Below are 13,104 nucleotides of genomic sequence, written 5' to 3'. Positions count from 1 at the left end.
GACGTAAAGGTCGCACTTCGCCTGGAAGTGCGAGGCCCCTTTTTTCCGGTCAGGGGGAAAGATGCAGCATCTGGCGCGTGCTCGTCATGGCGATCTCGAAAGGCTTGGTGTTGCGGGCGATCTTCACCATCACGCTGGCCCCCAGCCACAGCTGATACAGAGTTTGCGCGACAGCAGCGGGGGTACCGTCGACGGACAGCGAACCTTCCGCCACGCCGGCCTCGATGGCGCGCGCCAGGCGATCGGTAATGCCCGAGGTTCCCCTCTTGAGCGCCAAGCGCATGGCTTCGGACAGATCAGCCACTTCCGCACCCAGCTTCACCGCCAGACACTTGCCCTGGCAGTCGTCGAACGACTGGGTGTCCTGCCAAGCCTTCCAGTAGTTCATCAGGCGCTGCGCCATGGTTAGGCCCGGCGCGCTCATCGTGGCGTCGAGGTCAGCCAGATAGTCCTCGAAGTAGCGCTCGAGCAAGGCTTCACCGAAGGCATCCTTCGAGCCGAAGTAGTGATAGAATGATCCTTTCGGAACGGCCGAAGCGGTCAATATCTCGTTGATCCCGACAGCGGAAAAGCCCTTGCCGGCCATGATGCGCTGACCATGGGCAAGGATGCTCTCACGCACGTCGCGGGCTTCGATGGCAGGTGAAGTGACCATGACGCCAACGTAGCATCGATTAGACCGGTCGTCTATAATAATGCGCGGAACAACAGGTCATCGACGGGCGCCTTGCTCTGGAACGCGATGTCGACGACCTCGGCCAGCAGCGCGAAGACGACGGGGAAGTCGCCGGCCGACAAGCCAGTCGAGGCCGCTGCGCCCCACACTTCGGCCGTGCCGATTGGCGCTTCGCTGCTCTGAGGAATAGGGCTACGCCCGGGCTTCGGCCGTCGCGATCCCGTCGAGCTCGGCGATGGCATCCTCCGGCAGGACCAGCGATGCGGCCGCGATGTTCTCGCGCAGATGGGAAACCGAAGAGGTACCCGGTATCAGCAGGATGTTGGGCGAACGCTGCAGCAGCCAGGCGAGCGCCACCTGCATGGGCGTGGCCCGCAGCCGGGCCGCGACGTCCGAGAGGGTCCCCGACTGCAGGGGGCTGAAGCCGCCCAGCGGGAAGAAGGGCACATAGGCGATCCCGTCCTCCGCCAGGGCGTCGACCAGCGCGTCGTCCCCGCGATGCGCGAGGTTGTAATGGTTCTGCACGCAGACGATGTCGGCGATGCTCCGCGCCTCCTCCACCTGCGCCTTGGTGACGTTGCTGATGCCGATGTGGCGAACCAGCCCTTGGCGCTGGAGATCGGCGAGGACCTTGATCTCCGCTGCGATCGCTCCCTCCGCAGGGCCATGGGGATCGATCATCACCCGCAGATTCACCACCTCGATCACCTCGAGCCCGAGGTTGCGCAGGTTGTCCTCGACAGCCCGCGCGAGTTCGTCCGCGCGGACGGCAGGAAGCCACGAACCGTCATCGCCTCGGCGCGCGCCGATCTTGGTGACGATCGTCAGATCGACCGGATAGGGAGATAGCGCTTCACGGATCAACTGGTTGGTGACGTGCGGCCCGTAGAAGTCGCTCGTATCGATATGGTTGACGCCGAGCGACACGGCCTCGCGCAACACCGCGAGGGCTGCATCGCGGTCCCTGGGCGGCCCGAACACGCCCGGCCCGGCGAGCTGCATCGCGCCGTAGCCGAGCCGCTTCACGGTGCGGGTCCCCAGCTTGAAAGTTCCTGCCTGGTCGATGGTCTGCATGTCGGCCTCCATGTCCGGTTCCCATTTAGTCGTTGCCGACTGCACGGATAATCCAGCATGATCCGCACGAGCTGTGCGGAAGAGCGAACAATGCGAGCTGACCTGGGCGATCTGAACGCCTTCCTGGCCGTGGTGCGCGCCGGCGGCTTCCGCGGCGCGGCCCGCGCCAGCGGCATGGGCGCATCGAGCCTGAGCGAAGCGGTGCGCCGCCTCGAGACACAACTGGGCGTTCGCCTGCTCCACCGCACCACCCGCAGCGTCGCCCCGACCGAAGCAGGCGCGCGGCTGATCGAGCGCCTGGCGCCTGCACTGGGCGAGGTAAAGGCCGCGCTCGAAGTGGTGAACGGGTTTCGCGACCGGCCGGCGGGCACGCTGCGCCTCAACGTGCCGGTCGTCGCGGCCCGGCTCGTGCTGCCGGCGATCCTCCCCGGCTTCATGGCCGCCTATCCCGACATACGGCTGGAGATCATCGTCGAGGAGAGCTTCGTCGATGTGCTGGCCTCTGGCTGCGATGCGGGCATCCGTTACGAGGAGCGGCTGGAACAGGACATGATCGCGGTGCCTATCGGGCCGCGCGTCCAGCGCTACGCCACCGCCGCGGCGCCGGCCTACCTCGACCGGCACGGCCGCCCGGAACACCCGCGCGACCTGCTTGGTCACGCCTGCCTGCTCGGGCGCTTCCCCAGCGGCGCGATGATCAGCCCCTGGGAGTTCGAGCGCGCGGGCGAGGTGGTGCGCGTCGAACCGCGGGGCCCGCTGGTGGTGAGCGTCGGCGCCGGTGTCGATCTTGCCGTCGACACGGCCATCGCCGGCGTCGGGATCGTCGCGCTATTCGAGGACTGGCTGCGTCCGCACTTCGACAACGGCGCGCTCGAACCCGTGCTGCAGGACTGGTGGCAGCCCTTTTCCGGACCTTTCTTGTATTACTCCGGCCGCCGCCTCGTCCCCCCGCCGCTTCGTGCCTTTCTGGACTTCATCAAGGCGGGTGGCGCCAGCGCCTGACGGCCTCACGGATGGCCGGTGGAAACGGCAACGCCCCGCCGGGCCTCGCATTCGTCGGGCCCGGCCGTCGGCGCCCGGCAGACCTACGTCCTCTGCTGAAAGTATCGGAGTGCTGGCGAAATGAACTCCGGATTCTCCCAGGTTGCATAGCGCGCGCGAAGGAGCGACGGGAGATTGGCGGTCCGCGGACCAGCCTCGGCGAGCATTTCACGCATCGTCCGGAAATAGCCGAGCACAGCCTCCGGAAGCTCGATGCCGGCGAGATTTCCGTGCCCCGGCACAATGAGGCGCGGCGGCAGCCGCATCATGTCATTGAGGGCGGTTTCCCACCTGGCAATGTCCATGTCGCCGGCATCGATCATGGGCGGAAAGAACGGGACGATCGGAAACATCCGCTCTTCGAGGAGGTCTCCAGCGAACAGGATGCGCTCCTGAGGCAGAAAGACGATCTGATCCCCCGGAGAATGGGCGGTGCCCCAGGTCCGTAGCCGGACCTCACGGCCGCCGAGATCGATCACGGACTCGGCAGTGTCATAGGTCTCGTCCGGCGGCGTCAGCTCGATCCCGTCCAGCAGGTGCTTATGCCCTTCCGGCAGAATACGGGCTCTGAAGCCCTCCAGCAGGATCTGACCCGAGCGCTGCAGATAGTCTCGTTGCGCGCTGTTGTAGTAGATGCGTGCGTCGCGCCTGAACACCTGGGCACCGAAGGCGTGTTCCGGATGGGCATGGGTCACCGTCAGGATGATCCGGCGTCCCGGTGCGAGTTCTCGCGCCAGGCGCAGGACGTTCTCGGCGCTCTCGATACCAAGGCCGCAATCGATCACCAGCACGCTTTCCGTGCCGACGACGATCCCGATATTCGGAACGAGCGGGATGCGCTTGTCGGGCACAAGAAAGACGCCTGGCGCCATCTCGGCCGGAAAACGCGTATCCACAGTCGGCAGGGGTCGCGCGGGCGGTGGCAAGGCGGCCTGTTCTTGGGCGCTTGCGGGGACCGGCACCATTCCGGCCAGTCCAACGAGGGCGGTCAGCTTCAGCAGATCGCGCCTGTCTGCACCCGCTGCTTTTTCAGTCTCCATCACACGTCTCCCGTGTTCAGCAGTTCCCTATCGGGCCGGGCGTCAGTCCTTGGCCCGGTACTCTTCCGGCATGATGAACACCTCGTCCGCCCGTCCGTACCCGCCGTCGGGCACTTCCTCGATCAGGACCATCGTGTTCGGACGCACGACCTCTCCGAAGTAGTCGACCAGGAGTTGCGTCGTCTTGTGGATCAGGTCTTCCTTCTGCGCCGTCGAAAGCGAGGCCTCAGGCAGCTTGTAGTTGGCGAAAGGCATGGGTGGGCTCCTTGGATTTGAGGGTTGGGATCAGACCGCGCCGCCATTGGCGCGGATGGTTTGGCCGTTGATCCAGCCGCTGTCCGGCCCGGCCAGGAAAGCGACGGCGTCGGCGATGTCGCCGGGACGGCCGAGGCGGCCGAGCGGGATCATCCGCGTGATGCTGGCAACGAGCTCCTCGGATTTGCCGCGCAGGAAGAAGCCGGTCTCGACGGGACCGGGCGCGATCGCGTTCACGGTGATGCCACGCGGGCCCAGCTCCTTGGCGAGCACATGCGTCAGCGCCTCGATCCCAGCCTTCGTCGCGGCATACAATCCGTATCCGGGCTGGTAGAAGCCCACGACGCTCGAGGACAGGCTGATGATCCGCCCGCCGTCGCGCAGCCGCCTGGCGCCTTCGCGCATGCCGCGGAACGTGCCGCCGAGATTGATCGCGCAATGGTCGTCGAAATCCGCGTCCGTCGCGTCGGCGACCGCTGACAGCCGCATCATGCCCGCATTGTTGACCAGGATGTCGACCGGGCCGAACGCGGCTTCGGCCGCCTCGAACAGCGCGGGCATGCCGGCCGGATCGCCGACGTCAGCCTGCACCGCCACCGCCTTGCCGCCCGCCTGTTCGATGTCCTGCACGACCTGACGGGCAGCAGCCTCGTCGCGCGCATAGTTCACCGCGACAGCACAGCCCTCCCCGGCCAGCCGCCGCGCGATTGCAGCGCCGATGCCCTTGCCGGCGCCGGTCACGATCGCTCTCTTGTCCTTCAGTCTCATGTCTCGACCTCCGTTGCTCGGCAAGGAGGTAGGGAGACTTCACGTTGGGATAATCACTCTTTCGCGGGCAATGAAATTCGCCTATCCCGAACAATCATGGACCGTCTCGATGCAATGCGGCTTTTCGTTCGCGTCATCGACCGTCGCAGCTTCACGGCCGCGGCGGCGGATCTGGGCATTCCGCGGTCCACGGCAACCGAGGCGATCCGGCGGCTCGAGCGGAACCTCGGCAGCCGGCTGCTGGAACGCACCACCCGGCATGTGGCGCCCACGCCGGATGGCGACGCCTATTACCGGCGGTGCCTGTCGATCCTCGCCGATGTCGACGAGGCGGAGGGTGCCTTGCGCGGCGGCGAACCCTCCGGGGTGCTCCGCATCGATGCGCACGGCACGCTGACGCGGGCTTTCCTGCTGCCGCGCCTGCCTGAGTTCCTGGAGGCGTACCCACAGATCAGGCTGCAGATCGGCCAGGGCGACAGGCTGGTCGATCTGGTGCGCGAGGGGGTGGATTGCGTCATCCGGGCGGGCGAACCGGATGACAGCGGCCTCATCATGCGCAGGCTCCCCGATATTCCCGAGCAGACCTGCGCCAGTCCTCTCTATCTCGAACGTCACGGGGTGCCCGCTTCGGTCGATGATCTCGACGGACACCAGATGATCGGCTTCGTGTCGTCGCGCACCGGCCGTGTGATGCCGATGGAGTTCCAGACCACCGAAGGCGTCAGGGAGGTGACGCTCCCCTGCCGCGTCACCGCCAACGAGGCGGAGACGGCGCACCATCTCGCAAGGATGGGGTACGGGCTGATCCAGGCGCCCCGCTATCGTTTCCGGGAAGATCTGGCGCGGGGCGCCCTCGTGGAGGTCCTGCCGGATCAGCCGCCGCCGCCTCTGCCGCTCGCGGCCTATTATCCGCAGAATCGCCAGCTGTCGCCCCGTGTTCGGGTGTTCCTCGACTGGGTGGTGGCTGTCTTTGACGTGGCAGATCTCTAGTGTGATGGGCTTGCCTGCGCGAGGCTCAAGGGCGCGCCTGGTGCCGCTCATGACCATCCGCGCGGCAGGCGCGCACGGGCGCACTTCTGAAGCGTAACCGGACCGGCTCATTCCTCGGCGCTTGGGCTCCAGACCCTGCCGGTCCGCTTCCGGCCCCCGACCGGCGGCGTCTCACCGTTCGTTGACACCGCCTTCATTGTCCACATGAAGCCCGAAGCCGGTTGCGCCCGGATCGCCCAGTCCCGGGCGGAGCTGCATGCTCGGGATCAGATAGTCGCCGGCATTCTGCTGCCGGTAGGGTATGGGCCGGGTCGTAAAAAGCGTCCGCATCCTCTTGCGCAGGTGCTCAGCCACAGGCCCGAGCCTGCTCTCATCGAAACCGTCGGCCCTGTAGACGACGAACGGCGGGAGGACGTCGTAACCCGGGTAATAGAGGATGCCGTGGTTGATGGGGAACAGGAGGTCGTCGATCGGGCCGTTGACCCCGCGGGCGGCGTAGTGCTCCTCCCAGCCGCCGGCGGTCACGATCAACATCGCGCGTTTGCCTGCCAGCGTGCCCTCACCGTAGCGGTCGCCCCATCGCCTGTCGCTGTGCTCGCCGACACCATAGGCGAAGCCGTAGGCAAACACGCGATCGACCCAGCCCTTGAGGATCGCCGGCATGGTGAACCACCACAGGGGAAACTGGAGGATGAGGGCATCGGCCCAAAGAAGCTTCTCGATCTCGGCCTTGACGTCGCTGGTGAGGGTGCCGGCCTCGAAGGCCTTTTTCGACGCGGCAACCGTAATGAGGCGTTCGTCCCGCGCCAGTGATGGAAAATCGGCTCGGTCGACCTGCGACTTCCAGCCATCGGCATAGAGGTCCGAGACTTGCACCTCGTGACCCTGGGCCATCAGCTCCTTGACGGCGATCTCACGGAGCGCGCCGTTCAGCGAGCGCGGTTCAGGGTGGGCGTAGACAATCAGAACCTTCATGGGTCAGGGATCCTCGGTTGGCACTGATCCCCACGCTAGCCAAGGCCGGAATAATCCAGTAGGTGTCGGCAATGCATAAGATTATGCCGGACAATGGATAGATCCGACGTCACCCTTGAACGCATGCGCACCTTCGTCCGCGTCGCCGAGCGGGGCAGCCTGTCGGCGGTGGGACGCGAACTCGGAATGGGCCAGTCGACAGTCTCCCGGCATCTGCGGGAGCTGGAGACCTCCGTGGGAGTGCCCTTGCTCAGCAGGACCACGCGGCGCGTCGCGCTGACGGAGGAAGGCAGCCGCTACTATGCCAACTGCCTGCAGATCCTGCGCCTCGTGGAGCAGGCCGGCAATGAAGCGCGGGGTGCGCGCGGCGCGCCGTCCGGCACGATCCGGGTCTCCTGCACTGCGGCCTTCGGGGTCCTGCACGTCAGCCGGTTGATCTTCGCCTTTCAGGATCTCTATCCCGACATCGACATCGACCTCGGCCTGACCGATGAACGCATCGATCTCGTCCGGGAGGGCGTCGACATCGCACTGCGTCTCGGCCCGCTCACCGACAGTTCCATGAAGCTCAAGCCGCTCGGCCGGTCGCAGCGCCTGCTGGTGGCGGCGCCGGGCTATCTCGCGGCACGCGGCAGGCCGACGGTCCCGCAGGATCTCATCGGCCACGAGGGCATCAGGATGATGAACATCGCGGGAAGCGATACGCTCGTCCTGCAGGGGCCGGATGGAGAACGGCATGCGGTGCCCTTCGGCGGCCGTTTCCGCGTCGACCACGGGCTTGCCGCACGAAGCGCGCTTGCCGCCGGACGCGGCATTGCACCCGCGCATCGCTGGCTGGTCGAGGATCTCCTGGCCGAGGGTCAACTCGAGGCGGTCCTGCCCGGCTATTCCCTGCCGTCCGTCCCGCTGAGCATGCTGATCGTTCCCGGGCGCGCGGACGTCGCTCGCGTCAGGCTGCTCATCCGGTTCCTCACGGAGCAGATCGCCGGCATAGCAGGAATGGGGTAATCGGCCTCACCCACAATGTGATGCCTGCGGTCACGCTGCTGCTTCACCCGCAAGGCACCAGGGACACGAGCCTTACGCGGCCGATCGCCCTCGGCGCGAAGAGACCGGATCGCACGGCGCGCGATCCTCCCCCTTACGGCAGCGCATTGATTGCCAGCTGCGCAGCGAAGGCTCGCTGGTAAGCGGGCCGCGCTTCTCCGCGGGCGACATAGGCCGCAAGGCTTGGGTGCTCATCGAGAATGCCCGATGGCTTCAGCCGCTGCAGCACGTGCACCATCATCAGATCGCCCGCACTGAAGGCGCCATCGAGCCAATCGCCATCGCCAAGGTGGTTGGAGAGCTCCTGCAGTCGGGTATGGATGCGAGCTTCCACGAGCGGCATCCGTTGCGCCGTCCAGGGCTCGCGGCCCTCGATGAGCTTGGCCGTTACCAGTTCGAGGATGGGCGGCTCGATGGTGCCGACCGCGGCGAACATCCAGGTGATAGCGCGGGCACGGCCGTTTGCGTCGCGGGGCAGGAGGCCTTCATGATGCTCGGCGATGTGGAGGACGATCGCGCCGGATTCGAAGAGGACGAGGTCGCCTTCGGTATAGGCGGGAATCTGGCCGAAGGGCTGGAGGGTACGATAGGCCGGCGTCTTCATGGCGACAAAGGAGACTGGGCGAACGTCATAGGGTTGGCCGACCTCCTCGAGCGCCCAGCGTACCCTCAGGTCGCGCGCGAGCCCCTTTCCGCCATCCGGCGAGCGTTCGAAGGCCGTGATTGTTATGGTCATCATGGACCTCCCATGCCATGCGCGCCACAGGGGCGGGTCGTCTTCGCCGTCCTCGCCGGATCTCTGTGACCCTATCACACGCATCGTCTGTTTCCCGTCTGGCCGGCACGGCCGACTTCTCAGCGGGACGAGGGGGTGGCGGCAATCGCCGTGGATGCGACAGAGCGAGATCGCCGATAACGACGTCAATGTCACAGAAGCCGCCCGGGGACCCCGGTGCTCTACGGCTGAGTTCAATCCACTGCAAGCCGCCGCATCCGTGGTCGCACGAGCGGCAAGTCTTGATGGACTAGCAGCCTTTGCCGGGGACGGCGTATAATGCGCTACGGCTGTGTCGCAGGAAACAGGCCGATGTCCGAGGCATCCCGTCACGACGCATGGCAGGCCGGCGACAACTACGACCTGTATATGGGTCGCTGGAGTCGGCAGATTGCGCCGCGCTTTCTCGATTGGCTCGACGCTGCCGATCAGTTGGATTGGCTCGATGTCGGCTGCGGGACCGGAGCGCTTTCGATCGCCATTCTCGATCGCTGCGATCCCAAGAGCCTGATCTCGATCGACCCGTCCGAGGGCTTCCTCAAGAGAGCCCGTGCGAGTACCGCCGATGGGCGCGCAACGTTCGAGGTGGGCGATGCTCAGGCTCTGCCGGTGGATACCGGCAGCAAGGACATGATTGTGTCCGGGCTGGTGCTCAATTTCGTTCCCGACAAAGAAAAAGCGCTGGCCGAGATGCAGCGGGTGGCGCGCAGCCGTGGGACGGTGGCGTTTTATGTCTGGGACTATCCAGGCGGTGGCGTCGAGTTCATGCGCGCCTTCTGGACGGCCGCGACGGCACTCGACCCGCGTGCCAGGGACCTGACCGAAGACCGGCGATTTCCTTTTTGCACGGCCGATGGACTGGCGAACCTGGCCAGATCAACCGGCCTGACCTCGGTGGACTGCATCCAGATCGAGGTGCCGACGCTGTTCAAGGATTTTGAGGACTACTGGCACCCGTTTACGCTGGGGGCCGGGCCTGCACCGGGCTATTGCTCCAGTCTCGGCGCCCACGCCCGGGAGAGGTTGAGAGAAAAGCTATACGACAGTCTCCCCCGCGGAGAGGGTGGAGCAATTCCACTCAAAGCGAGAGCTTGGGCAGTGAAGGGGGTGGCCGGCTGATACCCAACGACGAGCCGAGGGATTGCTCGTGCCCCATACGTCGGCGTTCACGGCTGCCATTGTCACCGCCACTGGAAAAGACGAGCGGCCGTGCTTCCTGTCGCTCATCCAAAACCGCGAGATCGTCGTTCGCTGCCATCCTCCCCGGCCCGGGCCGCAGCCGCGATCTGCGGCAGGCCCGATACCATTGCCGGACAAGGTGACCAGGAGAGCGACGCCTGCATCGGCGACTTGCGCGCGGGCGAGAAGTGCGCTCGCGCTGCTTTCCATGCGAGACCACCACCGTGATCATTGCCATTCTCGCCAGCTTCGGCGCCACCGGCGCCATGTGCTGGCTGGTCTTTGCTCTTCCCGCCTTTGCGGGCGCCGAATTCAGTCGAATGAGACGTCGTAGGGCGGCAGCATCGTCAAGTGCCGGATATCGTAATGGCTTCCTGCAATCTCTCTTTTCAGCTTGTACAGGATTGCAGCAGAAAAGGCCCTGAAATCGTCGGCCACGACCAGGAAGGCACCGGGACCGCCGATGACATTGTCGCGGAAATACCTGTCGAGCGTCGGCTCCTCGGTCAATATCGGCAGGCCGTTGATCGTGATGCCCGCCGCGAGGGCCTCGTCGCGCGCCTCCGCGGGCGGGCGGCCGCTGTTGTTCGAACCGTCGCCCGAAATGTCGATGACCTTCCGGCTCGCGGCATGGCCACTCGACTGAAGAAATTGCACCGAAGCATCGATGGCACCGCTCAGGGAGGTGGAGCCACTGAGGGAGCGGCCGGTCTCCAGGGCCGCTGTCGCGAACCGGCTTGCCGACACCCGGTCCCGGATGACGGTCCAGCCGACGACCTGCCGATAATCGCCATAACTCGCCCATTGGACGAGGGTGACGGCAATCGCGCCGTGCGGACCCTGCTCTATCGCACCGATGACGTCGCTGTTCCGGAAGGCCTCGGCGAAGCCGCGCATCTGGAGCTGATAGCGCTCCTCGTTGACGCTCGAGGACGTATCGACGGCCAGGACGAGCGCAAGATCGACATCGGCCGAGCGTGCGGGCACGGCCGAGAGAGGCGAGCCTATCAGGAATGCGACCAGCAGCGCGGTCAACGAGAGCCTCATGACTGCAACTCCCCCGCTTTGGCGTGCTCGATGCCGCCCCCCCCTGCAGCCCAGAACCCTCAGGTTAGTGGACGGACTTTCGCCAGACCAGAGCGTATCGCTCCGCGGCGCCGTTCACGATAGCTCGCTCCCTCGCCCCCGCAGGGCGCGAGGGAGCGCCATCGCAGCCACGCCGCCGCCAAGGTGATGCGCAACCCGTTCGGCCGCCGTCGGTCTTATCCCTCGGTCAGCAGATGTCCGAGGAAGGCATAAGCCAGGCCGAAGTAGATGAAGACGCCGAGGAGATCCATGATCGAGGTGATGAGCGGCGAGGACAGCGTCGCCGGGTCGGTGCCGATGCGACGCGCGGCGAACGGCAGCAGCGCGCCGATGACACCGCCGAGCACGGTGCAGATCGCCATGGACAGGCCGACGACCATCAGAATGTCGCCGCCGACGCCCTTGCTGAAGAAGGCAAGCACCGCCTCGAGCATGGAGATGACGAGGCCCAGCATCAGCGCGACCGGAATCTCCCGCCGGATCACGAACCAGACGTCGCGCCAGCGCAGCTTCACCTCCCCGATCGCCATGGCCCGGATGACGAGGGTGGCGGACTGGCTGCCGGTGTTGCCGCCCATGTCGACGATGGGCGCGATGAAGGCCGCGAGGATGATGACCCGATCGAGGATGGCCTCCTGCGCCGCCACGAAGGTGCTGGTGACGACACCGAAGACCGTCAGCATGATCAGCCAGAAGGCCCGCACCTTGAACATCTCGAGGAAGGAAGAGGACCGCAGGTCGAGGTCGGGGCCGCCGCCCACGGCCACGTTGCCGCCGAACTGCAGCACGCGCCGGCCGCGCTCCAGCTCCGCGACATCCATGGCGTCGTCGACGGTGACGATGCCGACGAGGGCCTCGCCGCCGTTGACGATCGGCAGCGCCAGAAGGTCATAGTCGGCGATCTTGCGCGCCACGTCCTCGCGCCTGTCCTCGACGCGCGCGAAGACAGCCCCCTTGCGCATGATGTCGGCAATGCGGGCCTCGTCCTTGGCGAGCAGGAGGTCGCGCAGGGAGATGACACCGACGAGCTGACGCGCCTCGTTCACCACATAGGCTTCGTAGATCGTCTCCCGGTCCGGCGCCTCGCGGCGCAGCCGCTCGATCGCCTGCCGGGCGGAGAGGTCCGGCGCGAGCGTCGCGTAGTCCGAGGTCATGATCGAGCCGGCCGTGCCTTCCGGATAGGAGGCGAGCCGGCGGATGTCCTCGCGCTCGGCATGCGCGATGCCGGGCAGGAGCGCCTGCTGCTGCTCCGGCGTCAGCCGGTTGAACAGGTCCGCCCGCTCGTCGTGCGACATGGCGGTGACGAGCCGCGCGAGGTCGCCCCGGGAGAGCTCGCCGGCGACGGCGACCTGGGTCGCCGGATCGAAATAGCCGAAGACTTCCGCCTCGCGGCGATCCGGCAGCAGGAGCAGGATCCTGGCGATCTCGGCGGGGTCGAGATCCCCCATGTAGGCGACGATATCGGCGGCATGTTGGCCGGCGAGCGCCGCCTCGATCGAGGAAAGATCGTTCTGGGCGAGATAATCGCGGAGAGCCGCGTTGACGATGGCAACGGTCATGGTTGTCAACTCCGTCGGTCGGTCGGCGCCGACGGAGGACCGCCCATCACGAGAGATGCGGGGCCTGGCGTCGGCAGATTGTCGGGGTGAAGCGAAGCGGGGTGGCCACGAAGCGCGAACGCCGCGTGGCCCCAGGCCTAGGTCGATCGTCCATGTCTGGTCTCCTCGAGAACTTCAGGCGGCCCGAAGGCAGCCGTCGATGGGACTTGGCCTGCTGACAGGACGGGCCTGCAGCCGGGCACGCGGCGCAAGACTGCCGCCGTCGGTTTCGGCGCCGCCGTTGTCCGCGGACCAGCGGCAGCGCAGCTCAGCCGTCGTCATGTCAGTGAACCACTGGCAGGCCGGCGCGCGGCCAGTGCCCGGCGGCGCGCCGCCCTGGAGGCGCTCGGGACGCGGCTTCACGGCCGCCGAACGCGCGCGATCCGGCGGAAGCCGGTCGACATGCGGGAGGAAGATGACGTTCTTCATGGTTCACCTCCTTCGACCCCTCACGGCGGGGGAGGAGGTGAACGGGGCCGCCCTCAGGCGCGGACGCCGCCGCTCACCCGGCCCATGCCGGGAGCGATCCAATCTTTCTGCAATGGCGCCCGGTGACGGACGCCACGACTAGAATAGTCGTCCATGGTTCTCTCGATTGTC

Annotated in this window: 14 protein-coding genes; 4 read left to right on the top strand and 10 right to left on the bottom strand. The window is 66.3% G+C overall.

Annotated elements, in window-relative coordinates; translation table 11 throughout:
- Window positions 1-49: 49 nt before the first annotated feature.
- Complete coding sequence (locus AL346_RS10165; RefSeq protein ID WP_019402283.1) at window positions 50-655, bottom strand: TetR/AcrR family transcriptional regulator; 606 nt, start codon at window positions 653-655, stop codon at window positions 50-52.
- A 213-nt stretch (window positions 656-868) separates the two neighbouring features.
- Window positions 869-1,750 (bottom strand): aldo/keto reductase family oxidoreductase, encoded by an 882-nt coding sequence (locus AL346_RS10160; protein WP_026015147.1) that lies wholly within the window; start codon window positions 1,748-1,750, stop codon window positions 869-871.
- A gap of 90 nt (window positions 1,751-1,840) precedes the next feature.
- Here AL346_RS10160 and AL346_RS10155 point away from each other — a divergent pair, with 90 nt between their 5' ends.
- Window positions 1,841-2,752, top strand: a complete 912-nt coding sequence (locus tag AL346_RS10155) for a LysR family transcriptional regulator (RefSeq protein ID WP_019402286.1) — start codon at window positions 1,841-1,843, stop codon at window positions 2,750-2,752.
- Window positions 2,753-2,835: 83 nt separating this feature from the next.
- Here AL346_RS10155 and AL346_RS10150 read toward each other — a convergent pair whose 3' ends face one another.
- Genes AL346_RS10150 through AL346_RS10140 form a run of 3 tightly spaced genes read right to left on the bottom strand, consistent with a single transcriptional unit; the run spans window position 2,836 to window position 4,854 of the window.
- Entirely contained in the window at window positions 2,836-3,831 is a 996-nt protein-coding gene (locus tag AL346_RS10150) for an MBL fold metallo-hydrolase (RefSeq protein WP_050996619.1), read from the bottom strand.
- A 42-nt stretch (window positions 3,832-3,873) separates the two neighbouring features.
- Entirely contained in the window at window positions 3,874-4,086 is a 213-nt protein-coding gene (locus tag AL346_RS10145) for a 4-oxalocrotonate tautomerase family protein (protein ID WP_019402288.1), read from the bottom strand.
- Window positions 4,087-4,116: 30 nt separating this feature from the next.
- On the bottom strand, window positions 4,117-4,854 hold the full coding sequence (locus tag AL346_RS10140; RefSeq protein ID WP_019402289.1) for an SDR family oxidoreductase: 738 nt from the start codon (window positions 4,852-4,854) through the stop codon (window positions 4,117-4,119).
- A gap of 96 nt (window positions 4,855-4,950) precedes the next feature.
- Between AL346_RS10140 and AL346_RS10135 the strand changes: the two genes are divergently transcribed.
- Window positions 4,951-5,844 carry a LysR family transcriptional regulator gene (locus tag AL346_RS10135; protein ID WP_019402290.1) on the top strand — a complete coding sequence of 298 codons (894 nt, stop codon included), beginning with the start codon at window positions 4,951-4,953 and terminating at the stop codon, window positions 5,842-5,844.
- A 171-nt stretch (window positions 5,845-6,015) separates the two neighbouring features.
- Here the strand turns inward: AL346_RS10135 and AL346_RS10130 are convergent, their stop codons facing one another.
- Window positions 6,016-6,819, bottom strand: coding sequence for an NAD(P)H-dependent oxidoreductase (locus AL346_RS10130; protein WP_019402291.1), 804 nt, complete (start codon window positions 6,817-6,819; stop codon window positions 6,016-6,018).
- 93 nt (window positions 6,820-6,912) lie between these two features.
- Here AL346_RS10130 and AL346_RS10125 point away from each other — a divergent pair, with 93 nt between their 5' ends.
- Window positions 6,913-7,827, top strand: a complete 915-nt coding sequence (locus tag AL346_RS10125) for a LysR family transcriptional regulator (protein WP_026015149.1) — start codon at window positions 6,913-6,915, stop codon at window positions 7,825-7,827.
- Window positions 7,828-7,960: 133 nt separating this feature from the next.
- On the opposite strand, the gene AL346_RS10120 is transcribed toward AL346_RS10125, so the two are convergent.
- On the bottom strand, window positions 7,961-8,602 hold the full coding sequence (locus tag AL346_RS10120) for a glutathione S-transferase family protein (RefSeq protein WP_026015150.1): 642 nt from the start codon (window positions 8,600-8,602) through the stop codon (window positions 7,961-7,963).
- A gap of 351 nt (window positions 8,603-8,953) precedes the next feature.
- Here AL346_RS10120 and AL346_RS10115 point away from each other — a divergent pair, with 351 nt between their 5' ends.
- Complete coding sequence (locus AL346_RS10115; protein ID WP_019402294.1) at window positions 8,954-9,760, top strand: class I SAM-dependent methyltransferase; 807 nt, start codon at window positions 8,954-8,956, stop codon at window positions 9,758-9,760.
- A gap of 372 nt (window positions 9,761-10,132) precedes the next feature.
- Here the strand turns inward: AL346_RS10115 and AL346_RS10110 are convergent, their stop codons facing one another.
- The 3 genes from AL346_RS10110 to AL346_RS10100 form a co-directional block, all read right to left on the bottom strand.
- Window positions 10,133-10,855, bottom strand: coding sequence for a DUF1194 domain-containing protein (locus AL346_RS10110; protein WP_019402295.1), 723 nt, complete (start codon window positions 10,853-10,855; stop codon window positions 10,133-10,135).
- Between the two features lie 227 nt (window positions 10,856-11,082).
- The gene (mgtE, locus tag AL346_RS10105; RefSeq protein ID WP_019402296.1) at window positions 11,083-12,465 is read right to left on the bottom strand and encodes a magnesium transporter; all 1,383 of its coding nucleotides are present in this window, start codon (window positions 12,463-12,465) and stop codon (window positions 11,083-11,085) included.
- 174 nt (window positions 12,466-12,639) lie between these two features.
- Entirely contained in the window at window positions 12,640-12,933 is a 294-nt protein-coding gene (locus AL346_RS10100; RefSeq protein WP_019402297.1) for a hypothetical protein, read from the bottom strand.
- Window positions 12,934-13,104: the final 171 nt, after the last annotated feature.

Origin of the sequence: Chelatococcus sp. CO-6 (assembly GCF_001271345.1) — a bacterium.
Lineage (GTDB): Bacteria > Pseudomonadota > Alphaproteobacteria > Rhizobiales > Beijerinckiaceae > Chelatococcus_A > Chelatococcus_A caeni.
This window is presented reverse-complemented; position numbering and strand designations above follow the sequence as displayed.